Raw genomic sequence first — 21,807 nt, 5'->3', positions numbered from 1 at the left:
AAAACTTTATAATACGTGCCCTGCATAACAATGAATCATTATAACATAACTGCTTCTAAGGTTGAAGAGAAAAAAACCGTTCATACGGAAAGCCGGGCCCCGCCGGACGGGTCCGGACAGATCGGCCTGCCGCCTCTACCTTCGCCTTTCTGCAAATAATGCAAGTACGATGCGATCGTGCCTTCATGACTGACGAGAAATACCCTATGTTTATCCAGCTTCCTGCACCAGGCGATAAATTGATCGGCCCATGTCTCGAACAGGAGCGCAGGCGCGGTATTGATGCCTTGAATCCATAAAAAGGCCGGAACATCGGCCGGCAGCAAAAAATCGTCGAACTGCTCCGTCAAGCTCGGTAGCTCCAGGTTCGCATCGCAGGGCATCGTCTTAAAATCATAACGGCTCGGAAACTGCCGGGGACCGATGGCCGGATGAATGAATCTCGCGGCATGGCTTCCCTCGCACCACAGCCGGGCCGTCTGCAGCGCCCTTCTTGTCGGACTGGCAATGACCGCGTCCCGATCCGTCAACGGCCATACGTGCCTAAGCCGCACCGCTTCCTTTTTACCCCGCTCCGTCAGCTCCGGATCCGCTATTTGATAGCTGTCCGGCATGCCGACCATATGCTCCCCATGACCATGATGAACAAATACAACCTCCATATGACGCCACCTCGCTCGTGTAGTTAACACATTTTATGCCGAAATGTCTCGTCTTACGTCTCCTTCGATGGAGGGACCGGCTTAATTTCGACCTGTTTTAACAATGGCGAGCGAAGCGGAAACTCTTACGGAAGCCAAGAGAACGGCAACCGGCGGAAAGAGATGATACCGCGAGCATATTACCGGTTCCAGGCGCCGATCCTCCAGTCCTGGGCAAGCACCCCGTAAACGGCGTGATCGATATAGCGATCGTAGAGCCATTCCGACTGCCGGATCACGCCTTCCAAAGCAAAGCCGAGCCGCTCGGGAATCGCCCTGCTTTTTCGATTCAGCACGCCGGCGCGTATTTCCACCCGGTTCAGCTGCATATCGCCAAATACGTATTCAACCACGGCGCGGCAGCTCTTGGTCATCAGCCCTTTTCCTTCAAAGCCCTCCGCGAGCCAATAACCGATCGACGTTTTGCGGTTCGCCCAATCCACGCTGTGCAGCCCGATGCACCCGGCAAGGCTGCCGCGGTAAAAAATGCAGCAGTTAAAGCCGCTGTTGGCCGCCAGCTGACGCATGCTTGATTCCAGAAACAACTGCGTGTAGCCGGCATTGATCGTATTGTCCACCCATGGCAGCCATTCGCGCAGATGTGCGCGGTTGCGATCGATCACTTCATACATTTGCACAGCGTATTTTACTTCGGCCAAGCGCAGCTGGATGTCATCGTCCACTTCATAGTAGAACATCGCTTCTATCCCTCCCGCAGCGGTATCAAAATCGCAGACTTTTTGCATCTTTGTAGAATATATTATCATACCCGCTTCGGCATCCCACAAAATATCCCCACAAAGTGGGGCCTTGCTTCGAAGCTGATTCAGATACTTTGCGGGGAGCCCCGAAACTATTAAAAAAAGATTTACACCGCAGCCCGCCGCCGCTCGGCGGTTGGCATGGACGGTATAAATCTTTTTATAAGTTGAATAGAAGTATTAGACTTTATACTTAGCTTCGCACAACCTTGACAAACGCGCTCGTCCCGAAGGACGGTGAAGCCGTTTATCCTGGTAACGATCATGGATTATAAATGAGCCGCTTCTTAAGCGCGGGAAATGTATTTGCCTTCGCGGGTATCGATCAACAGCATGTCACCTTCGTTGATGAACAGCGGCACTTGAACGTTCAGGCCGGTTTCGAGCTTCGCGTTTTTGGTCGCGCCGGTAGCAGTGTTGCCCTTGATGCCGGGCTCTGTTTCAACCACCTTCAGCTCGATGCTGTTCGGCAGGTTAATGCCGAGAATTTCGCCCTGGTAGCTCATGATATGGATCATCATGTTCTCTTTCAGAAAGTTCAGCTCCCATTCCAGCTGCTTTGAGGACAAGCTGAATTGGTCGTACGTTTCGGTATCCATAAACGTATGGTCGCTGCCGCTCGCATACAAGTACTGCATCTCGCGGTTTTCGATATGCGCGCGTCCCACGTTCTCGCCGGCGCGGAACGTGCGTTCAACCGTGTTGCCGTTACGCAGGTTTTTCAGCTTCGAGCGAACGAACGCTGCGCCTTTACCCGGCTTTACGTGCTGGAAATCGATTACGGTGAACAAATCGCCTTCTACTTCAATGGTCAAGCCTGTTTTAAATTCGTTAACTGAAATCACTGGAAAATTCCTCCCTAAAAATGTAGCAGACGGCTTGAAATTGCTTTAAACCCTAGTTCAGACGCTGCTGTGTTGTATGGATTAATCAAGCACAATCAAGTCTTTGCTTGCGTGCGTTAATCTTTCGTTGCCTGTCTCGGTAATGACGATATCGTCCTCGATCCGGACGCCGCCGAAGCCCGGCAAATAAATGCCCGGTTCAACCGTCACCGTCATGCCCGGCATTAAAACGACATCCCCCTGGGTCGACAGCCGCGGCGCTTCATGTATTTCCATGCCCAAGCCGTGACCCGTGCCATGACCGAAAAAGCCGCCGTACCCATATCGCTTAATGACGTCGCGCGCAACCGCATCGGCCTGCTGACCGGTCATTCCGGGTTTAATCCGCTCAAGCGCCGTCATCTGGGCTTCCAGTACAATGCTGTAAATTTCGCGATGCTTGTCGGTCGGCTTGCCCAATACGACAGTCCGGGTAATATCGGAGCAGTAGCTCTTATAATAAGCCCCGTAATCCATTTTGACAAACTCGTTCGTTTGCAAAATCCGCTCGCTGGCTTTTCCGTGCGGCAGCGCGGACCGTTCGCCCGAGGCGACGATCGTTTCGAACGAGGTGGACGCGGCTCCGTTTTTGCGCATGAAAAATTCAATTTCAAGCGCAATCTCCGATTCCTTGGCGCCCGGCTTCAAAAACGGCAAAATATGCGTAAACGTGCGGTCCGCCAGCTCGGCCGCTTCCCTCATTACGGCGAGCTCGGAGACGTCTTTCACCAGTCTCAGCTGCTCGACGAGCCCGCCGGTAGCAGCCAGCTCGATGCCCTTCAAAGTCTCTGCGGTGGATAAATAAGCGCCGTAAGTCAAATCAGTCTGCTCGAAGCCGATTTTGGCAATGCCGAGCTTGACAAGCAAATCGCGCACGGTTTCCATCGCCTTGGGCGCATGCTCCACGACCTCATAGGCCGCCGCCTGCTGCGGCGCCTGCGTCATGTAGCGAAAATCCGTCAGCAAATAAGCTTTTGCCGCGGTTACAAGGACATAGCCTGAAGATCCCGTAAAACCCGTCATGTATTGACGGTTCACACCGTTCGTAATGAGCAGAGCCTGCAGCCCCTGCTGCTCCATGACAACCCGCAACCGATCCAATCGTGCTTGGTGCATTGTTATCCCTCCAATGACTTGAGGTGACTTACGATAGCGCGCAGGCCGAGTTCATAGCCTTCGGCGCCCAATCCTGCAATTTGTCCCAATGCGACGGGAGCGATCACCGAAACATGGCGGAACGGCTCTCTTTTGTGGATATTGGAAATATGTACTTCGATTAACGGAAGCTGCACCGTACTGACCGCGTCACGCAGAGCGTAGCTGTAATGCGTGAATGCTCCGGGGTTCATAATGATGCCGTCCTTCGTGCCGAACGCTTCGTGAATTTTATCGATCAAAGCGCCCTCGTAATTGGATTGGAAGCACTCCAGCTCGACTCCAAGCTCGCCGGCCAGTCTTTGAAGATTGTCTTCGATCGCCTTCAACGACAGAGAGCCGTAAATACCGGGCTCGCGAACGCCCAGCATGTTCAAATTAGGACCGTTCAATACCAAAATCCGCACCAAACTCAGACCCTCCACTATTCCATTAAAATACACGTACAAAATATTTTACCATAAACTTCTTCTGTTTGAGAACTTTTTTTTGCAAGCGATACACTCTTATTCCGGCTGCGGTTTGTTTGTTTCCTGCGGGAACGGCTCCCTGACGCTTTCATCGTTCAGCTCAAAGGCGATGCTGTAGCCGATAAACAGTCCCCACAGCATGAACAGGCAAGCTTCCGTCAAAATCGTGTTCCAATCCAAATAGGCAATCCAGTTCATCATTCCGGTTACGGGTCCGATCAGCAGGAAGATGAGCGCCCAAACGCCCATGCCGAAGCCGACGCCTACCCAGGGTCCGACCGCTTTGGCAAACAAGGCCGTATACAGGAGCGTCGCCGCCATTGAAAATAATATAAAAAACGCCCAACCGACCAAATATCCTTCCCATGTCAGCAAAAAGCTTCTTTTAAAAAAGGGCTCGACGAGAAAACCGGGGACAAGACTGGTGAAATGGAAATAATGCTCGATGATTTTCACAGCGCCCCAAAACAGCCCTGCGAAAAATCCGATGTTCATCGCAAAGGTCCAGCGATTTGTTTGTTTAACGGTTTTGTCCGCCTTCGATTTAGCCATACCCGCCTCCGCCATCTTCGTATGTTTCCTTGATTGCCGCATAAAGCTAGTATATGCAAAATTTTTTCCGCTAAACTTGCCGTATTCGGGGAAAGCTCCTTATACATGGATATATTGCGGTTCTGTATGGGCAAGGGAGGCTGCGTTAATTTGACGGCAACGGTAGCTTTCTCTCTTTGAATCTTATACAATAATGAAGAAACCTACACATATATAGTAAAAGAAGGTGCATTTCGTTGTCGCAAAATGAGCAGCCATGTGCGATATACGGCGGTCAGGCCGTAATCGAAGGAGTTATGTTTGCAGGCCAGAGCACCCACGTCACGGCCGTTCGCAGGAAGGATCATTCCATCGCTTTCTATGAAGTGCCGAAGAAAGAAATCGGCTGGGTGCAGGCATTGAAAAAAATACCGTTTATCCGGGGTATCGTAGGCATTGTCGAATCGAGCGCGAAGGGCGCGCAGCATTTGAACTTTTCCGCCGAATCGTTTGCCGAAGACCAGGGCGAGGAGCAAGAGCCCAAAGCGGAGCAAAAGGAATCGGTCACCGGAAAACTATCGATGATTCTTGGCGTTGCCGTCGTCGGCGTCTTGTCCTTTTTATTCGGAAAGTTTATATTCACGCTTGTGCCGCCGACGATCGAGCAGGTTTTGTTCGGCCGCATGTTCGTTAATCAAATCGGACACAACCTGCTGGAGGGACTTATCAAAATTATTTTGCTGATCGCCTATATTTATTTTATTTCGTTGACCCCGATGATCCGCAGGCTGTTCCAATATCACGGGGCCGAGCACAAGGTGATCAGCGCCTATGAAGCCGGCGTTGAGCTGACGGTCGCCAATGTGCAAAAATTCAGCACGCTGCACTATCGCTGCGGAAGCAGCTTTATCGTGTTCACGGTACTGGTCGGCGTCATCATCTATTCGTTCTTCACTTACGATTCGTTCGTGGAACGGATTGTGCAGCGGATCGTGCTGCTGCCGGTGGTCATTGGCGTGTCCTACGAGGTGCTTCGCTTCACGAACAGCCTCCGCGAAGTTCCGGTGCTCCGGTATCTCGGCTATCCAGGACTATGGCTTCAGCTGTTGACCACGAAGCAGCCGGACGACGAGCAGGTGGAAGTGTCTATCGCTTCGTTCAACCGGATGAGGGAGCTGGACCGGCAGGCCGGCACCACCCAGTAAAAAGCTTTCGCCTCACGGCGAAACTCTGCTTATGCTTTCGATGCCAGTTTCGCCTACGGCGAAACTCTGAGGAGGAATCATGATGAAAAAACGTTTTCCGATAGCCGCTTACATCATTATCGGATTGGCTTTGATCGGAGTTGCGTCCAAAGCGCTGACGCTCATTATTCCGATCGCCGTGTTTGGCATCATTTTTGTGCTCTACAAATATCCGCCGAACACTTGGGGGAAATCCAAGACGACACGCGGCGGCAAGACCAAAGAAAAGCGAACCCGCAACGCCACGTTCCGGGTTATCGACGGCAAAGGAGGCTCCGACGAGCCTCCCAAATATCACTAAACAGCGGCCAAACCGCTGTTTTTTTTAGTTAAATAGGAAAGTATAAGTTTCTCATACTTGGCTTCGCACAACCTTGACAAACGCGCTCGTCCCTTAAGGACGGCGAAGCCGTTTATCCTTGTTCATTTAAACGATCGGTTTCTTTTGGCGGACGACATGCTTCATGTACCCGCTCTTGTAATCGGTCAGCTTCCACTTGTTGAAAAAGTGGTCGGCCGCCTGAACGCCAGACTCGAACAGCTTTTCGCTTTTTTCCTTGGAAATATTGAAATCGGTAATGCTGACGCCAAGCGTAGGTATTTTGACCGTCCGGAAACGGTTTACATCTTCGATGTACCGTTCGTCGTGGGCATCCATCATCGTGGAAAACAATGCTCTCAGCATTGTAATCGGACCGAAAATCGTATTGGGCTCCCCTGTTCCCCGCCCGACCAGCTGGAAACCGATCGTCGGAATGAGCTTATCCAACGCGGGAACCTCGTCGCGGTCAAACAGCCACAACGGGAAATTGCTTAACAAACCGCCGTCGACGATATAGACGAACTGGTCTGCGAACTTATCCGTCGGCAACCGTTTGTCGGCCGATTTGCGGATGACGACCGGGTCGAAGAAATAGGGGATGCTGGTGCTCATCCGAACGGCTTTGGCAATGGTGAACTGCAGCGGGTCGATCCCGTATTCCGCGATATCGTCCGGCAGCACGAGCAGCCTGCGCCGGGAAATATCTGAAGCCACGATGCGCAGCTGGCTTGGCCGCAGGTCACCGAAGGTACGGATTCCTTTGGCTCTGAGCAGATTATAGATCCAAAATTCCAACGCTTCGCCGGAATACAGCCCTTTTTTTACAAACAGCCGCACCAACGGGCCGATGATCTTCGCGTCAAATATTTTGGAGCGCTGCAGGAATGCGCTGAACGGTGTCGCTTCGATTACCGCCTTCAGTTCCTCCGCCGAATAACCGGCGGCAACCAGAGAAGCGATAATCGCGCCCGACGAGGTCCCGGCCACCTGATGAAACGTCAGCCCTCTGTTTTCCGCAGCCTGCACGGCGCCGGCCAATGCAATTCCTTTGACCCCGCCGCCTTCGAACACGGCATTAATTTTCACCTGCATCCCATCCCCGCTCTATGAATTCGGCAGCATACAGAGCCAAACAATGGAATATATGCGCTGCGGGTTTGTACGTATTCTTCATTTCGATTCGCAATTCAAACGTAGAACAAAGTCCCCCAAAAGTGACGTGAAGCTCCGAAGCCAATTCCGATTACTTTTGGGGGAGCCCCCGGTTATCCAAAGAAATTTGCTGCGCATAATTTCCTAAACAACAAAAAAACATCCGGCTGCGGTTGCCGGATGCTTGCATGTCAAGCTTCGTCCATTTCCTTTTTCAATTGCATTAATTCTTCGGTTCTTTCGGGGTTTAGCTTAAAATATTCAAGCAGCGCCTCGATGCAGGTAATCGAGTCCCAGCTCAAATGATGCTCGATGCCTTCCACATCTTTGTAAATATTTTCTTCCGCTACGCCGATCACCGTTAAAAAATCCTCAAGCAGCTGATGCCGCACAACAAGCCGTTTGCCCATTTTCTGCCCTTTGGAAGTCAATATAAGTCCGCGGTATTTTTCATACACCAAATAATTATCTTTATCCAGCTTTTGAATCATCTTGGTGACGGAAGACGGATGCACTTCCAAGCCTTCGGCGATATCCGATACACGCGCGTACCCTTTTTCGTCGATTAATTTATAGATCCTCTCCAGATAATCCTCCATGCTCGGTGTAGCCATTCGTTTTCCTCCCGTACTTCAAAAAAGACTGTCGTCTTACATTTCCCATGAGTGAACCAGGGTCATTCCGATCAAACTACGGCATTATAAGCGCTTTTTACTATATCACAGCGCTATGCTTGACGCAAGTCAAGCCGCCCATACATTGAAACTTTATCGGGAGGTTTTCCCTCAAATGGCTTCAGACATTCTCATTCCTCCGCTCAGGCAGACCCAGCTGTTTACGCCCGAGCTGGTGTACTTCGAACCGGATGCGTTGAATTATCCGAAAGGACAGCGAATATGGCAATGGGCCGAGCAGCAGGGCCTGCCGATCCGGCAGACGACCTCCCATAACCGGATTACGAATTTGCCCGGAGACAGTGAGCTGGAAAAATACAGAATAGCCAAAAAGACGCTTGTAGTCGGCCTACGGAAAACTTTAAAATTCGATACCTCCAAACCTTCGGCCGAATATGCGATCCCAATCGCCACCGGCTGCATGGCCCACTGCCACTACTGCTATTTACAGACAACACTGGGCGCCAAGCCGTATATCAGGGTTTACGTCAATACGGATGATATTATGAACGCGGCCAAACGGTATATCGAAGAAAGAGCGCCGGAAATAACCCGCTTCGAGGCGGCATGCACATCCGACCCGGTCGGACTGGAGCATATTAGCGGATCGTTAACGGAGCTAATCGAATTTATGGCGAAAGAGCCGCTCGGCAGATTAAGATTCGTAACCAAGTTTCATCATGTGGAACCGATGCTCCATTTGAACCACAACAAGCATACGAGATTCCGGTTCAGCGTCAATGCCGACTATGTTATAAAAAACTTCGAGCCCGCAACCTCGAGCTTTGCCGAACGGATTGGGGCTGCCGGGAAAGTGGCCCGCGCCGGCTACCCGCTTGGCTTTATCATCGCGCCGATCATTTGGCATGAAGGCTGGGAGGACGGGTACGGCGAGCTGCTGGACAAATTAAAAGAGGCGCTTCCGGAAGAAGCGACCTCTGATCTCACGTTCGAGCTTATACAGCACCGTTTTACGAAAACGTCGAAAACGGTTATTCAACAGCGATACCCCAAAACGAAGCTGGAGCTGGACGAAACGAAACGAAAATATAAATGGGGACGCTGGGGCCAAGGCAAATATGTATACCCCGACGAGCAGGCCAACGCGCTTCGCGAGTTTATAACCGAACGTATTTTCGATAAATTCCCCGAAGCGGCGATCGATTACTTTACGTAAACAACAGCGGTTCTGTCAGGGTGATCCGTCAATTTGTAAATGCTTTGCGGGCACTTAAGGTTCACTTAAAACTTCAAGTAATCGGGCGTAATCTGGTTAAGCCAGATCGTAATGCGCGTCATTTGGTCCGTGTACAGCAATACCGCCATGACGATCATAAGCCCGCCGCCCAACTTCATGATCATGGACGAGTAACGGAGTATCCACTTGGTGGTGCCGATGAAAAACGCAAGCACGAAGAACGGAATCGCAAAGCCGAGCGAATAGGCGGAGATGAGCGGCATCCAGGAATCCGGATTCGTTGCGGCCAATGCAAGAATCGCCGATAAGATAGGTCCGATACAAGGCGACCATCCGGCGGCGAAGCCCATCCCGACCAGAATCGATCCGATATAGCCTGCCGGCTTGAGCTTCCATTGAAACTTGCGCTCGCGAAGCAGCCATTGCGGCTGGAATATACCCAACAGGAACAGTCCCATCGCGAAAATGAGCAGCGCGGCGATCTGCCGCAGCAAATCCTTGTAGTCGATAAAAAAGTTGGAAACGAAGCTGGCGCCCCAGCCCAAGCTATAAAATATAATCGAAAAACCCGCTATGAAGCACAGCGTATGCAAAACGGTTCTGGCCCGCACACCCGCTCCGGGCTCCGTATCCTTCAGCTGACTAACGGAAATCCCCGTAATATACGATAAATACGAGGGGTACAGCGGCAAGCAGCAGGGTGAGATGAAGGAAGCGAATCCGGCCCACAGCGCGATCCACAAATTAATTTCCATAATGTATTAACCCCCTATTTCAACGGATCAGCTTGCAATCGTGCGAATTGCCCCCGCTTGCTGATCCTACCCCCATTATATCGGAAGTTGCCGCTTGTACGAATTTCCTTTTTCGAACATTATGTGTCTCCGTTATAAACGAAAGCCCCTTTTCACGAACAGGCTCACGATCAGCATAGCGATCAGCATGAGGACGATCGTCGCGCCCGGCGCCAAATCCCATACGCCTGCCGCAAACAATCCGCCGATGACCGAAATCTCGGAGAACAGCACCGCCCAGAAGATCGAATGGCGGAAGCTTTTGGCGACGAGCAGGCTGCAGGCGACCGGTATCGTCAATAGCGAAGATACGAGCAGGGCGCCGACGATTTTAATCGCAACGCTGATGACCAGCGCGGTGAGCATCGTAATCATGATGTTGTAAAAACGGAGCGGCAGCCCGCTCACACCCGCCGCATCCTCGTCGAAAAACATCAGGAACAGCTCTTTATAATTCGACGCGATAACGGCGACGACGATGACGGTGACCCCGAACACAACCCATAAATCCATATTGTCCAGCGTATAAATGCTGCCGAAAAAATAGCTCATGACGTTGATGTTAAAGCCTTTGCCTAACGTAAAAAGCAGTGTAGCCAATGCCACTCCGCCCGACATAATGATCGCTATGGACAGCTCCGCATACGTTTTGTAGGCTTTGCGCAGCCGTTCGATGGCAAACGATGCCAGTAAAGCAAACACCAGCCCGACCCCGAGCGGATAGACGTTGACCAGGAAGCCCAGCGCGATGCCGGCGATCGAAACGTGCGCCAGCGTGTCCCCGATCATGGACAGCCTGCGCAATACGAGAAATATCCCCATTAAAGGCGCGGTAAGTCCAATTAATATGCCTCCCAATAAGGCGCGTTGAAAAAAATATTCGCTTAAAATATCCAACTGACTCGCTCCCGGCTTTTGTCTCGTTACACTAGCACTTCCATCTGCTCTCTCAGCTGCTGGATGGAATGCGTCAAATTCGTTTCCTCGCAATTTTCAGGCGCATGCGTATGCTTGACATAAAATGATAGCGTCCCGCTTTTTTGCACAGGCTCACTCCCAATATAGGATTGTACCATATCCATATCGTGCGATACCATCAGAAATGTAATATGGTGATGCTGGTGCATGTGCCGGATCATCCGGAAAAAGCCCGCCTGCGTCTCCGCATCGATGCCGACCGTAGGCTCGTCCAATATAAGCAGCTCCGGGTTGTTGACCAGCGCCCGCGCCAAAAACACGCGCTGCTGCTGACCGCCGGACAGCTGGCCGATCCGCCGGTCGGCCAAATCCTCAATGCGCATCGCATAGAGCGCATCCTCGCATTTTTGCTGCTCGGTCTTGCCGATGCGGCGGAACATGTTCTTCTTGCCGTACAGGCCGGACAAGACAACCTCCCGCACCGTCGCTGGGAACAGCGGGTTAAAGGCATTTTTTTGCGGCACATAGCCGATCCGTTCCCAATCCCGAAAGGTGCCGACCTTCTGGCCGAACAAGCGGATTTCGCCTTGGGACGGCTTCAGCAAGCCTACGATCATTTTGAGCAGCGTCGTTTTGCCGGCGCCGTTCGCGCCGATCAGGCCGACGAAATCCCGCTCCAGCACTGAAAAATTGAGATGCTCAATCACCTTTTTTTGTTCGTAATGAAAAGAAACGTCCTCGATCGTGACAATGCTTTGGTGGCATTCCCCTGCAGCTTTCGGTTGGCCGTCAGCGGCGGGAATGCCGGAATGTACTATAGCTTCCATTTAATGCGGCTCCTTTATATACAGGCTCTTCCTTCTTATTGTAATGCTTTTATTAAATTATTCAAATTGCTTTCCATTAATGTTATATAATCGGCCCCCGCTTTTACCTGCTCCTCCGTCAAGCCCTCAATCGGGTTCAGCACCAAAGTATCGACTTTGGCGTCCTTGGCCAATGTTTTGGCCAGCTTATCGGAAACGAGCTCCTCAAAGAAAATATATTTAACGTTGTTGTCGCGAATAAAGGCGTTGATGTCCTTCAAGTCCTGGGCAGTCGGCTCCGCATCGGGCGACAAGCCCATGATCGGCATTTGCTTCAATCCGTATTCCTTGGCCAAATATCCGAAAGACTGATGGGTTACGACGATTTCTTTCTTGGGCAAAGACGAAAGCTTCTGCTTGAATTTGCCGTTAAGGTCATCGAGCTGCCCCGCGAATTTAGCATAGTTCGCTTCGTAATCCGATTTATGAGCCGCGTCGATTTGAATCAGTTGATCCTTGATAGCCGCAGCCATTTTTTTCGCATTGACCGGACTCAGCCAAACATGCGGGTCCAAATGGTGCTCGTCCTGAGCCTTGGCCTTGTTTTTGTCATCCTTTTGATCCGCCTTATGTTCGTGATCATGCCCGTCATCTTCGGTCGATTCGAGCAATTCCAGCCCTTTGCTTGCTTCCAAAACCGTTAGCTTCGAGTCTTTGGGCAAGCTGCTCAGCGTATGGTCAACCCAGCCCTCTAACCCGGCTCCAAGGTAAACGAACATTTCCGCTTTTGTTATGTTTTGAATGTCGCGTCCTTTCGGCGACCAGTCGTGCGGCTCGACGCCGGTAGGCACCAGATTGATTGCATTGACATGATCGCCGCCGATTTTTTTCGTGAAGTCGTATAGCGGATAAAAGCTGGCGACCACATTGATTTTACCGGACACGAGCGAGCCTTGCGATTGGCCGCAGCCTGACAATACTAACGAAACGATAATTAAAAATAGTGCGGGAAGCAAAATGGCTTTTTTAACTCTGGACACGAATAACACCCCTTATGTAAATCGTAATTATTTTTAATAACAGATTCGATTATACGTTCCTCCCTTCAAAATTGTCAACTATTAATAATATTTACGATTTATAAAGTTTTAAACTCGGAAGAAGCGGAACTGCGGCTTAGCCATTGCAATTAGCAGTTAAAACGGACAACTGAAGTTGCAAGAACATTTCGTCTAGCGCTTTACCGCAACAAAAAAAAGCATCCTCTCCGGACGAATCAGCCCGTTGGGATGCTTTCCTCGATACTGTTAAATAAACTACGGCACGGTGTATGCCGCTGTCCCCTATTCCACGCGCTCTGCCTGCATTTGCGCCTTGACGCACAGCTCGACCGCCTTGAACGCATGCTCCTGCGTCATTGCATTTTCCGTACGGTTGATGCAGTCAAGAATGAGCTGACCGAAGAACGGATAGCCTACTTGACCGCGAAGCGAATAATGCTGCTCAACTTCTTTATTTACCAGATACAGATGGTCGCCCTGAGGGTCGCGCGCAACGTCGATATATTTACGGATCTCGATGTAGCCTTCGGTTCCGAGAATCGTCATCCGGCCGTCTCCCCAAGTTCCAAGACCGTCCGGCGTCAGCCAGTCGACGCGGAAATAGTTGGTTGCGCCATTGTCGGCAATCAGCGTTGCATCGCCGAAGTCTTCGAGCTCCGGATAGTCCTTATTGTTGTAGTTGGCCACCTTGCTGCTGACGACTCTTGCATCCTTAGCGCCGGTGAAGTATAAGAACTGCTCGATTTGATGACTGCCGATATCGCATAATATGCCGCCGTACTTCTCGAACTCGAAGAACCAGCCCGGTCTCGAAGGTGCGTTCAGACGGTGCGGACCGAAGCCGATCACTTGCACGACGCGGCCGATCGCCCCCTGCTCGATCAACTGACCCGCAAATACGGCGCTCTCCACGTGCAGACGCTCGCTGTAATATACCATGTATTTGCGGCCGGTTTCTTTCACTTTCGCTTTCGCCTGCTCCAATTGCTCCAATGTCGTCAGCGGCGTTTTGTCCGTGAAGTAATCTTTGCCGTGATCCATCACGCGGAGTCCTAATGCGCAGCGCTCGGAAGGCACGGCCGCTCCGGCTACCAGCTTGATGGACGGGTCGTTCAAAATTTCCGCTTCGGAAGCGGCGGCTTTTGCCTGCGGGAACTTTTTCACAAACGCTTCGACCTTCGCCGGATCCGGGTCGTAGACGGCAACCAGATCCGCGCCTGCTTCAATCAGTCCGTTGCACATGCCATAAATATGACCGTGGTCCAACGCGATTGCAGCAAACGCAAACTCGCCCTTGCCTACAACCGGATTCGGCTTGCCTTGCGGCGCGTAATTCATTCCATCCTTGTTTTGCATAAGAGATATAACCTCCTGGACATTAGATCTTTCTTTCATTCGTTCGATCTATGATTGTTAACGTGAACAATCCTCATTTTACCACAGATCCGTTAGGAAGTGCATCAGAAATTGTAGCTAGCGTCAGTTGATCCCCGTGAGACGCGGCGAGAATCATCCCCTGCGACAATTCCCCGCGCAGCTTGACCGGCTTCAGGTTGGTCACGCAAATCACTTTGCGGCCGACCAACTGCTCCGGCGCATAAAATTTGGCGATGCCGGATACGACCTGGCGCCGCTCCGTTCCAAGATCTAGCTGCAGCTTCAGCAGCTTGTCGGCCCCCTTCACCGGCTCCGCCTCGAGCACTTCGGCTACGCGCAGCTCGACCTTGAAGAAATCGTCGATCGAGATTTCTTGCGTACCCTCGGCAGCCGAAACTTCCTGCTGCGCCGGGGCCGACTTCTTTGCTGCGGCGGCTGGTGGAGCCTCCTGCGGCGCTGCGGCCGCTACGGTGCCGCCCATCGCCTCGACAATGGAGGCGACCTCCTTCTCCAGCTCCAGGCGCGGGAACAGCACCTCGCCTTTGGCGACCTTGGTTCCGCCCGGCAGCGCTCCGAACCGGTGGACCGAATCCCACGCGGTCAATTCGCCTGCGCCAATGCCGAGCTGCGCCCAGATTTTATGCGGCGTCTTGGTCAGAAACGGCTGCAGCAAAATCGAGGCGATCCGCAGCGATTCGGCCAGGCAGTAAAGCACCGAGCCCAACACCGGGCGCTTGCTTTCGTCCTTGACGAGCGACCATGGCTGCGTTTCGTCAATATATTTGTTCGTCCGACTCACCATTTGCCACAGTGCAGCCAAAGCGACGGAAAATTCCATTTTCTCCATCGCTTCCTCCACTTTAAGCACCGATGTACGGATGGTATCCAGCAGCGCGGCGTCGAATTCGGTCGCTCCTTCGATATAGGGCTGAATTTCGCCGTTAAAATATTTGTCGATCATAACGACGGTGCGGCTGAGCAAATTGCCCAGATCGTTGGCCAGGTCGAAGTTAATCCTCTCGATAAAGCTTTCCGGCGTAAACGCGCCGTCCGAGCCGAACGGCACCTCGCGAAGCAGGTAATATCGCAGCGCATCCAGCCCGTAGCGGTCGATGAGCATAACCGGATCGACGACATTGCCTTTTGATTTGGACATTTTGCCGTCCTTCGTCAACAGCCAGCCATGCCCGAACACTTTTTTCGGAAGCGGAAGTCCCAGCGCCATCAGCATAATCGGCCAATAAATCGTATGGAACCGGACGATTTCCTTACCTACCAGGTGGACGTCGGCCGGCCAGAACGTCTTGTATTTGCTGTCGTCGCCGCTGCCGTAACCGAGTGCGGTAATATAGTTCGACAAAGCGTCGATCCACACATAGATGACATGCTTCGGATCTTTCGGCACCTTGATGCCCCAATCGAACGTCGTCCGCGAGACGGCAAGATCCTCGAGTCCCGGCTTGATAAAGTTGTTGATCATTTCATTTTTGCGTGATTCCGGTTGAATAAAATCGGGATTTTCCTCGTAATATTGCAGAAGGCGATCCGCATACTTGCTCATCCTGAAGAAATAGCTTTCCTCTTTGATCAGCTCGACGGGACGCCCGCAGTCCGGACATTTGCCGTCGACCAATTTATTTTCCAGAAAAAACGACTCGCAGGGCGTACAGTACCAGCCTTCATACGTGCCTAAATAAATATCGTCCTGTTCCATCAGGCGCGAAAAAATTTGTTCGACCGACTGCTTGTGGCGCGGCTCCGTCGTACGGATAAAGTCGTCATACGTAATGTCCAGCTTGCTCCACAGCTCCTTGATCCCGGCAACGACCTGATCGACGAACTGCTGGGGCGTAACGCCCTTTTCCTGGGCTTTGCGCTCAATCTTCTGGCCGTGCTCGTCTGTGCCTGTCAAATACATGACGTCATAACCCCTCAACCGCTTGTAACGGGCCATCGCGTCCCCTGCAACCGTCGTATAAGCATGCCCGATATGCAGTTTGTCACTCGGATAATAAATCGGCGTTGTAATGTAAAACGATTTTTGTTGTCCCGGCATTCGTTTCTACCTCCTTGGTATCGTTAAATAGAACAATGCAGTTGCCCCAAAAAGCGACGCAGAGCAGCGAAGCAAAATCCGCCTCTTCATTGGGAAAACCCCTGTTATTCACGTGAATCTGCAGCGCTTCAGTTCACGGGCGGCAGCATAATTTACAAGAACAAAGTCCCCCAAAAGTGACGTGAAGCTCCGAAGCCAATTCCGCTAACCCGTATCCACCGGGTTTCGTCAAGAGTACAAGCAACTCTTGACCCTACTTTTGGGGGAGCCCCCGGTTATCCACAGAAATTTGCTGCTCATAATTTCCTAACAACAAAAAAAGCCCCGTCCATCTTGGGACGAGAGCTTGTGCTCACGCGGTACCACCCAACTTCCCCCGCTTCCGTCCGGAAGACAAGGCTCAGCAGTCAATATTGCGACTTTCCGTTAACGCCGGAACTACGATGACGGCTCGCTGACGCCGCCCTATGCCGCAGTCTTTCAGCATAGGCCCAGCCGTAAGCTTGCTGTCATTGCCTCCGGGACCATATTCCTCCGTTTCGGTCAACCGGCTCTCAGCGGGCACCGGCTCTCTGTATGACCTCCTGCGAAGTACTCATCCGTTCATAGGCAAAGCAAATATAGGGTTACACCAAATATATCGGAAGGAGCTTGTCAATGTCAAGTTTTTGCAGCTTATATCCGCGCAATGTGAAAATCAAGCCGATCACCGCCGCGTTATACCCGATTGTGCCCTTCCTTCCGGCTGTCAACAGGCGGAGGTACATGATCGATGCCGCCCGGATGAAACGGATGGCATTTGCAAATCCGCTTCGCAGCCAGCCATGAACCCTTTGCGGGCCCGTGCAGCTCGAGCGCCTCCAGCGCATATTGCGAGCAGGTCGGATAAAACCGGCAGGTCGGCGGCTTGAGCGGTGAAATAAATTTGCGGTAAAACAGCACGAGTGCTTGCAGCACGCCTTTCATCTCTGCATGACCTCCACAACCGGCGCATACTCCAGGCAGGCCGGGATAGTTGTATCATGCCCGAACCGGTACATGAATGTCAAGGCCGCCTAACGCAATAGCGATAATAATATATAAAAAGCTTCCTACCGCAGTACCGCCGTAGGAAGCCTCTTGCTCCGTTCTATTTCTTCGCGCCGCTTTTTTTCTGGTCGGCCAATTCTTTGTGCTTCGTCCGAATCGCCTGGGATAGCTCGCTAGCGCTTTTGCCGGCGGTATCGATACCGAGCTTGGCCGCTTGCGCCTGCAGCCTTTTCAGGGACGCTTCCTGCTTCGATTGATAGGTCGCGCTTTTTTTGGCGCGGATTTCAGCCGTAAGCTCTTTATCCGTTTTGCTTCCCGTCTGAATGCCGAGCTTGGCCGCTTCAGACTTCAATCGCTTGCTCGTCTCGGCGGCTCTCTCCTTGGCTTTGGCCGCGAGCTTCTCCTTGATGAGCGCCTTCAGCTCATCGTCCGTTTTACCTTCCGCAGCGATGCCCAGCTTGGCTGCCTGCTGGTCGAGCCTTTGCCTTTTTTGCTCCGGCGTTAACGCTTGGTCCGCTTGCTTCTTGGCGGTATCCGAGACCGCTCCCGCCTTGCTGCCGGCATGACCCGTTGTATGAGCCGTGGCGCTGCCCGCGCTGGCGGCTCCGGCTACTCCCGCACTGAGCAATAATGCGCCTGCAATGCCGATGACGACCGCTTTCTTCAATACCATGTAGATTCCTCCACCCGACTATGTAAAATGAACTGCACCCAATCTGGACATGTTGACTGCTTATACATGCATTATACTACACAATTGTTACAATTGTATGAAGAAATTGATCGTTTACAAGCGGGACAATCTTTCCGGCGCAGCCTCGTCGCCATGCTTGCGCAGCGAAATATCGACGCCGAGCGAACGGAACATGCCAATGGCATCGTCATAGCCCCGCTCGATATGCTCGACGCCGGTTATGCGCGTTGCGCCTTCGGCCGCCAAACCGGCCAGCAGGAGGCTTGTACCCGCGCGGACGTCGGTAGCGTGGACCCAATTGCCCTGCAGCGGAACCCCGCCGCGGATAAAGGCGCTTTCTTTGCGTACCTCGATATCGGCGCCAAGCCGTTTCAGCTGCTGAATATGGTTAAACCGCTTCGGGTAGACGCGCTCCGTGACGATGCTTTTGCCCTGCGCCTTTAAGAGCAGAGCGGTAAACGGCTGCTGCAGATCGGTGGCAAAGCCCGGATACATCCCGGTTCGGATGCGGGTGGCCCGCAGCCTGCCGGTCGAGTGGGCAGTCAGACTCTGGTCCGATCTTTCCAGCTCGATGCCGATCTCACGCAGCTTGGCCATACAGGAGCCCATATGCTCCGGTATGACGTTATGTACGGTAATGCTGCCCCCGTTTATCCCGGCAGCCATCAGGAAAGCTCCTGCGATCAGCCGGTCAGGAATAACGGAGTAGCTGCCTCCGCTGAGAAAAGGAACGCCTTCGATCCGGATCTGATCGGTGCCGGCGCCGACAATTTTGGCCCCCAGCTGGTTCAGGAAATTGGCCGTATCGACAACCTCGGGGTCCATCGCCGCATTGTACAGACGCGTTCTGCCTTCGGCTCTGGCCGCAGCGAGCATCGCGTTGATCGTAGCGCCCGATGTAATCATATCGAAATAAATGTCCGCGCCGAGCAGCTGCTTCGCTTCCACTACGTAGTAATCGTTAAAAACCGTCACTTCCGCGCCCAACGCCCGGAATACTTTAAAGTGCTGGTCAATCGGCCTCGACACAAAATCGTCGCCGCCGGGAAATCCGACCGTCACCTTGCCGAACTTGGCCAGCAGCGCTCCGATAAAATAATAGGACGCCCGGTAAGCGGACGCTTTACCCGGGTCGATGACCGCGCTATGTATATACCTCGGGTCAAGCAAAATATGGCCCGATGGCAAACGTTCCATATTCAAGCCGATATCTTTGCCAATTTGGCGGATCACGCGAAAATCGTAGATGTTGGGAATGCCTTCCAGCAATACGGTTGCGTCAGCCAGACAAGTAGCGGCCAGCAGCGCAAGCGAGCTGTTCTTGGAACCTTGTATCGTAACGGCGCCATTAAGAGGTCCGGAGCTTTGAATTTGTATGTAGTCCACTATCGTACCTGCTTTCTTCTGGGTTCGTTCAATCTTTTTCCAGTACATAGCCGCTGCCTCGGACAGCGCTGATCGTAAACGTATCTTTTCCGTATTTTTTACGAATTCGGTAAATCAATGCATTGAGCTCGTCCATGCTGACATCCGGAATGCCGTCAATTCCGACAGACCGTTCCGGCCATACTTTCCGCTTGATTTCGTCAAACGAAACGAGCTGATTCGCATAGTCGTTCAGCACTTTAATAAGCCCGTACTCTTTGTCCGACATAACGATCCGCTGACCGTCCACATAACATTCGTGCTTTTCCCAATTGACCGGAAAGCCCGAATCCGGGAGCTTCCACTGCCACTGCTGTGTATGACTGATTGGCTCGAATTCCAGGGTCTGGTCCGCAAACAAATATGAAAAATGGATGACGACCATTCCTTTAGCCAACTTTATTATATCAAAAGATTGCAGCTTATGCGACGTATATGGCTCGATCCGCACTCCGTTAATTTCGGTTCCGTGTCTGCTGCCCAAATCGTATAGGATCGCCTTGCCCTTTTCCCGCCTGATCATAAAATGCTTGCGGGAGATGAAGGCGTTCGAAAATGCCAGGTCCGGTATATCATCGTTCGTCATCCGTCCGACCGAGAATTGGTCGGTTGTCAAGCTTACACAAGTGCCGGAACGGTGAGGCTCACCGCGAATCATATAAAGGCATGCGTATGAATCCTGACGGGCGCTTTCCAATTCCATGCTTGTCCCACCTTTGCGAATACATTCATATTACTACAGCGTTCATCGGATTGCTGTGCAATATGACACATTCTATTGTATCCTAAAAAGGCCCGTCAATAAATGCCCCGATCCTGACAAGAGGCTCACGTTTGACTGATGTCCGGTTATTAGACCGCCGGGGTTTAAGAATTGCCCTGATTCACGGTTCGTTTGGCGAATGATACCGGCAGCGTAATGCTGACTTCAGTGCCTTTGCCGGGCTCGCTGAAAAACTGCATTTTCCCCTTGTGCGCTTCAATTATGCGGAAGCTGATCATCAGGCCGAGACCGGTGCCGCTGCTTTTTGTCGTGAAAAAAGGGTGGCCTATTTGTTCGAGCTGCTCGGCGGGAATGCCGGCTCCATGATCGACAATCCGGACCAGAACGGCTGCAGGTCCGCTTCGGGACAGCTCCACACGGACTTCGCCGCCTTGCGGCATCGCTTCCAGCGCATTTTTCATAATATTGATGAACACCTGCTTCAATTGATTGGCATCACAGTATATTTGCGGAACATCAGGATCGAAATCGGCATGAATCTGCACATTGTTGAGGATGGCCTGGGTTTCGAGCAGCGTGACGATACCGCTCAGTATATGTGTCAGATCGCCATACGCGAACTGGTGTTCCTTCGGTTTAGCGAATGTCATAAATTCCTCGACGATTTCGTTAATCCGATCCAGCTCTCCGAGCATAATATCCAAATATTCATGACTGCCGCTAATTTTCGTTTTCAGCAGTTGGGTGAAGCCTTTCAGCGATGTAAGCGGGTTTCTGATTTCATGGGCTATGCCTGCGGCCATCTGACCGGCAACGGAAAGCTTTTCCGACTTAATGATCGCCTCCTCCGCCCGTTTTCGCTCCGTAATATCCCGGAACACGCTTTGAATGACCATCTGCCGTCCCAAAAAGTGATGAATCCGCACGCTGGAAACTTCCACATCGATAATTCGCTCATCGAGACCCATCAGCCTGCAGCCTATAAAATCAAGCGGTTCGTCCGAGTTCAACACTTTACGGATGCGCTCCGAAATGACAGGCCGGTAATCGGGATGGATCAATTCCAAATACGTTTTCGGCTGGAGCTGTTCCACTTGAGCTGCACCAAACAGCTTCAAAGCAGCGTTGTTCAAGTAAATCAGATTCGTGCCGTCATGAACGCAAATCGGCTCCGGCAAATATTTGATCAGCCGTTGATAACGCAAATCATTCTCATGCAAAAGCTCCTCGGACTGGGCTTGGCTGCTTGCGTCGATGACCGTCCCCATGATTGCCGGCTTGCCTTTATACTCCACTTTGAAGCCGGAAATTTCATAGCGATACACGCTGCCGTCTTTTCGTATACACCGGATCCGGCTGCGCTTCGTTTGCTTTTCGCCCTTCAGCCGTTCTCTCGCCAGCTTCATAACAGTCCCGTAATCGTCCGGGTGAATCAAATGCTTCAAATCCGTTTGCAGCAGTTCTTCCCGCGTATATCCCAACAGCTCCGCCAGACGCGGATTCGAGTAAATCAATCGACCGTTCCGAAAAAAATAAACGCCCAACTGCGACTCTTCGATAATGCTTTCCGGAAAAATAATCGCAGGATCAATTGCGCTTCTATATTTAAGGACATGTTTCCTGGCAAGCCCCTTGTTGACAAAAATGGTTTTACGCATCGCAATATTCCTCCGGTGTTGGTATTGACCCATACAATGAGTTCGCTGCCCTTCCTTGAAATACCTCTAGACCGTCAGCACCATTTTTTTAATCGGATAACTTGTCATCTGCCCGCCATATACTTGCAGTCTTCGTAAATTCGACTACGTTAGCTAAGAAGTCGTATGTCTCT

Annotated in this window: 22 protein-coding genes; 3 read left to right on the top strand and 19 right to left on the bottom strand. The window is 51.9% G+C overall.

Features of this window, described 5'->3' with window-relative positions:
• Positions 1-80: 80 nt before the first annotated feature.
• From E1757_RS05015 to E1757_RS04990, 6 genes are all read right to left on the bottom strand, one after another.
• Entirely contained in the window at positions 81-662 is a 582-nt protein-coding gene (locus tag E1757_RS05015) for a histidine phosphatase family protein (protein WP_133225764.1), read from the bottom strand.
• A gap of 179 nt (positions 663-841) precedes the next feature.
• Positions 842-1,399 carry a GNAT family N-acetyltransferase gene (locus tag E1757_RS05010; protein ID WP_133225763.1) on the bottom strand — a complete coding sequence of 186 codons (558 nt, stop codon included), beginning with the start codon at positions 1,397-1,399 and terminating at the stop codon, positions 842-844.
• 350 nt (positions 1,400-1,749) lie between these two features.
• Positions 1,750-2,307: an elongation factor P gene (efp, locus tag E1757_RS05005; RefSeq protein ID WP_133225762.1), complete on the bottom strand. Its 558-nt coding sequence runs from the start codon at positions 2,305-2,307 to the stop codon at positions 1,750-1,752.
• An 81-nt stretch (positions 2,308-2,388) separates the two neighbouring features.
• Positions 2,389-3,462 (bottom strand): M24 family metallopeptidase, encoded by a 1,074-nt coding sequence (locus E1757_RS05000; RefSeq protein WP_133225761.1) that lies wholly within the window; start codon positions 3,460-3,462, stop codon positions 2,389-2,391.
• A 2-nt stretch (positions 3,463-3,464) separates the two neighbouring features.
• Complete coding sequence (aroQ, locus tag E1757_RS04995) at positions 3,465-3,911, bottom strand: type II 3-dehydroquinate dehydratase (protein WP_133225760.1); 447 nt, start codon at positions 3,909-3,911, stop codon at positions 3,465-3,467.
• Between the two features lie 96 nt (positions 3,912-4,007).
• Positions 4,008-4,523, bottom strand: coding sequence for a YqhR family membrane protein (locus E1757_RS04990; RefSeq protein ID WP_165971969.1), 516 nt, complete (start codon positions 4,521-4,523; stop codon positions 4,008-4,010).
• 296 nt (positions 4,524-4,819) lie between these two features.
• Here E1757_RS04990 and E1757_RS04985 point away from each other — a divergent pair, with 296 nt between their 5' ends.
• Both E1757_RS04985 and E1757_RS04980 read left to right on the top strand, forming a co-directional pair.
• Entirely contained in the window at positions 4,820-5,707 is an 888-nt protein-coding gene (locus E1757_RS04985; protein WP_425464824.1) for a DUF1385 domain-containing protein, read from the top strand.
• A gap of 79 nt (positions 5,708-5,786) precedes the next feature.
• Positions 5,787-6,047, top strand: a complete 261-nt coding sequence (locus E1757_RS04980; protein WP_246079029.1) for a hypothetical protein — start codon at positions 5,787-5,789, stop codon at positions 6,045-6,047.
• Between the two features lie 126 nt (positions 6,048-6,173).
• Here the strand turns inward: E1757_RS04980 and E1757_RS04975 are convergent, their stop codons facing one another.
• Positions 6,174-7,154, bottom strand: a complete 981-nt coding sequence (locus E1757_RS04975) for a patatin-like phospholipase family protein (protein WP_133225757.1) — start codon at positions 7,152-7,154, stop codon at positions 6,174-6,176.
• A 257-nt stretch (positions 7,155-7,411) separates the two neighbouring features.
• Positions 7,412-7,834, bottom strand: coding sequence for a transcriptional regulator MntR (gene mntR, locus E1757_RS04970; protein ID WP_133225756.1), 423 nt, complete (start codon positions 7,832-7,834; stop codon positions 7,412-7,414).
• A 175-nt stretch (positions 7,835-8,009) separates the two neighbouring features.
• Here mntR and splB point away from each other — a divergent pair, with 175 nt between their 5' ends.
• Complete coding sequence (splB, locus tag E1757_RS04965) at positions 8,010-9,071, top strand: spore photoproduct lyase (protein ID WP_133225755.1); 1,062 nt, start codon at positions 8,010-8,012, stop codon at positions 9,069-9,071.
• 65 nt (positions 9,072-9,136) lie between these two features.
• Here splB and E1757_RS04960 read toward each other — a convergent pair whose 3' ends face one another.
• The 11 genes from E1757_RS04960 to E1757_RS04910 all read right to left on the bottom strand — a co-directional run bounded on the left by E1757_RS04960 (position 9,137) and on the right by E1757_RS04910 (position 21,634).
• Positions 9,137-9,847 carry a cytochrome c biogenesis CcdA family protein gene (locus E1757_RS04960; RefSeq protein ID WP_133225754.1) on the bottom strand — a complete coding sequence of 237 codons (711 nt, stop codon included), beginning with the start codon at positions 9,845-9,847 and terminating at the stop codon, positions 9,137-9,139.
• Between the two features lie 132 nt (positions 9,848-9,979).
• Entirely contained in the window at positions 9,980-10,783 is an 804-nt protein-coding gene (locus E1757_RS04955; RefSeq protein ID WP_133225753.1) for a metal ABC transporter permease, read from the bottom strand.
• 26 nt (positions 10,784-10,809) lie between these two features.
• A complete protein-coding gene (locus tag E1757_RS04950) occupies positions 10,810-11,631 on the bottom strand; it encodes a metal ABC transporter ATP-binding protein (RefSeq protein WP_133225752.1) in 822 nt (273 codons plus the stop codon).
• 35 nt (positions 11,632-11,666) lie between these two features.
• Entirely contained in the window at positions 11,667-12,650 is a 984-nt protein-coding gene (locus E1757_RS04945; RefSeq protein ID WP_246079028.1) for a metal ABC transporter substrate-binding protein, read from the bottom strand.
• Positions 12,651-12,953: 303 nt separating this feature from the next.
• Positions 12,954-14,027 (bottom strand): Gfo/Idh/MocA family protein, encoded by a 1,074-nt coding sequence (locus E1757_RS04940; RefSeq protein ID WP_133225750.1) that lies wholly within the window; start codon positions 14,025-14,027, stop codon positions 12,954-12,956.
• Between the two features lie 73 nt (positions 14,028-14,100).
• Entirely contained in the window at positions 14,101-16,104 is a 2,004-nt protein-coding gene (metG, locus tag E1757_RS04935; RefSeq protein ID WP_133225749.1) for a methionine--tRNA ligase, read from the bottom strand.
• 717 nt (positions 16,105-16,821) lie between these two features.
• A complete protein-coding gene (gene yidD, locus E1757_RS04930) occupies positions 16,822-17,070 on the bottom strand; it encodes a membrane protein insertion efficiency factor YidD (RefSeq protein WP_133225748.1) in 249 nt (82 codons plus the stop codon).
• A gap of 163 nt (positions 17,071-17,233) precedes the next feature.
• Entirely contained in the window at positions 17,234-17,806 is a 573-nt protein-coding gene (locus E1757_RS04925) for a hypothetical protein (protein ID WP_133225747.1), read from the bottom strand.
• Between the two features lie 114 nt (positions 17,807-17,920).
• A complete protein-coding gene (gene murA, locus E1757_RS04920; RefSeq protein ID WP_133226562.1) occupies positions 17,921-19,213 on the bottom strand; it encodes a UDP-N-acetylglucosamine 1-carboxyvinyltransferase in 1,293 nt (430 codons plus the stop codon).
• A gap of 28 nt (positions 19,214-19,241) precedes the next feature.
• Complete coding sequence (locus tag E1757_RS04915; RefSeq protein ID WP_133225746.1) at positions 19,242-19,955, bottom strand: FHA domain-containing protein; 714 nt, start codon at positions 19,953-19,955, stop codon at positions 19,242-19,244.
• A gap of 164 nt (positions 19,956-20,119) precedes the next feature.
• Positions 20,120-21,634 carry a PAS domain-containing sensor histidine kinase gene (locus E1757_RS04910; RefSeq protein WP_165971968.1) on the bottom strand — a complete coding sequence of 505 codons (1,515 nt, stop codon included), beginning with the start codon at positions 21,632-21,634 and terminating at the stop codon, positions 20,120-20,122.
• Positions 21,635-21,807: the final 173 nt, after the last annotated feature.

This window comes from Paenibacillus piri (assembly GCF_004354045.1).
Classification (GTDB): Bacteria; Bacillota; Bacilli; order Paenibacillales; family NBRC-103111; genus Paenibacillus_S; species Paenibacillus_S piri.
This window is presented reverse-complemented; position numbering and strand designations above follow the sequence as displayed.

Coding starts and splice junctions, on each gene's coding strand:
- E1757_RS05015 (WP_133225764.1), bottom strand. CDS start 662: ATGGAGGTTGTATTTGTTCATCATGGTCATGGGGAGCATATGGTCGGC.
- E1757_RS05010 (WP_133225763.1), bottom strand. CDS start 1,399: ATGTTCTACTATGAAGTGGACGATGACATCCAGCTGCGCTTGGCCGAA.
- E1757_RS05000 (WP_133225761.1), bottom strand. CDS start 3,462: ATGCACCAAGCACGATTGGATCGGTTGCGGGTTGTCATGGAGCAGCAG.
- E1757_RS04990 (WP_165971969.1), bottom strand. CDS start 4,523: ATGGCTAAATCGAAGGCGGACAAAACCGTTAAACAAACAAATCGCTGG.
- E1757_RS04985 (WP_425464824.1), top strand. CDS start 4,820: ATGTTTGCAGGCCAGAGCACCCACGTCACGGCCGTTCGCAGGAAGGAT.
- E1757_RS04980 (WP_246079029.1), top strand. CDS start 5,787: ATGATGAAAAAACGTTTTCCGATAGCCGCTTACATCATTATCGGATTG.
- mntR (WP_133225756.1), bottom strand. CDS start 7,834: ATGGCTACACCGAGCATGGAGGATTATCTGGAGAGGATCTATAAATTA.
- splB (WP_133225755.1), top strand. CDS start 8,010: ATGGCTTCAGACATTCTCATTCCTCCGCTCAGGCAGACCCAGCTGTTT.
- E1757_RS04960 (WP_133225754.1), bottom strand. CDS start 9,847: ATGGAAATTAATTTGTGGATCGCGCTGTGGGCCGGATTCGCTTCCTTC.
- E1757_RS04950 (WP_133225752.1), bottom strand. CDS start 11,631: ATGGAAGCTATAGTACATTCCGGCATTCCCGCCGCTGACGGCCAACCG.
- E1757_RS04940 (WP_133225750.1), bottom strand. CDS start 14,027: ATGCAAAACAAGGATGGAATGAATTACGCGCCGCAAGGCAAGCCGAAT.
- metG (WP_133225749.1), bottom strand. CDS start 16,104: ATGCCGGGACAACAAAAATCGTTTTACATTACAACGCCGATTTATTAT.
- yidD (WP_133225748.1), bottom strand. CDS start 17,070: ATGAAAGGCGTGCTGCAAGCACTCGTGCTGTTTTACCGCAAATTTATT.
- E1757_RS04925 (WP_133225747.1), bottom strand. CDS start 17,806: ATGGTATTGAAGAAAGCGGTCGTCATCGGCATTGCAGGCGCATTATTG.
- E1757_RS04915 (WP_133225746.1), bottom strand. CDS start 19,955: ATGGAATTGGAAAGCGCCCGTCAGGATTCATACGCATGCCTTTATATG.
- E1757_RS04910 (WP_165971968.1), bottom strand. CDS start 21,634: ATGCGTAAAACCATTTTTGTCAACAAGGGGCTTGCCAGGAAACATGTC.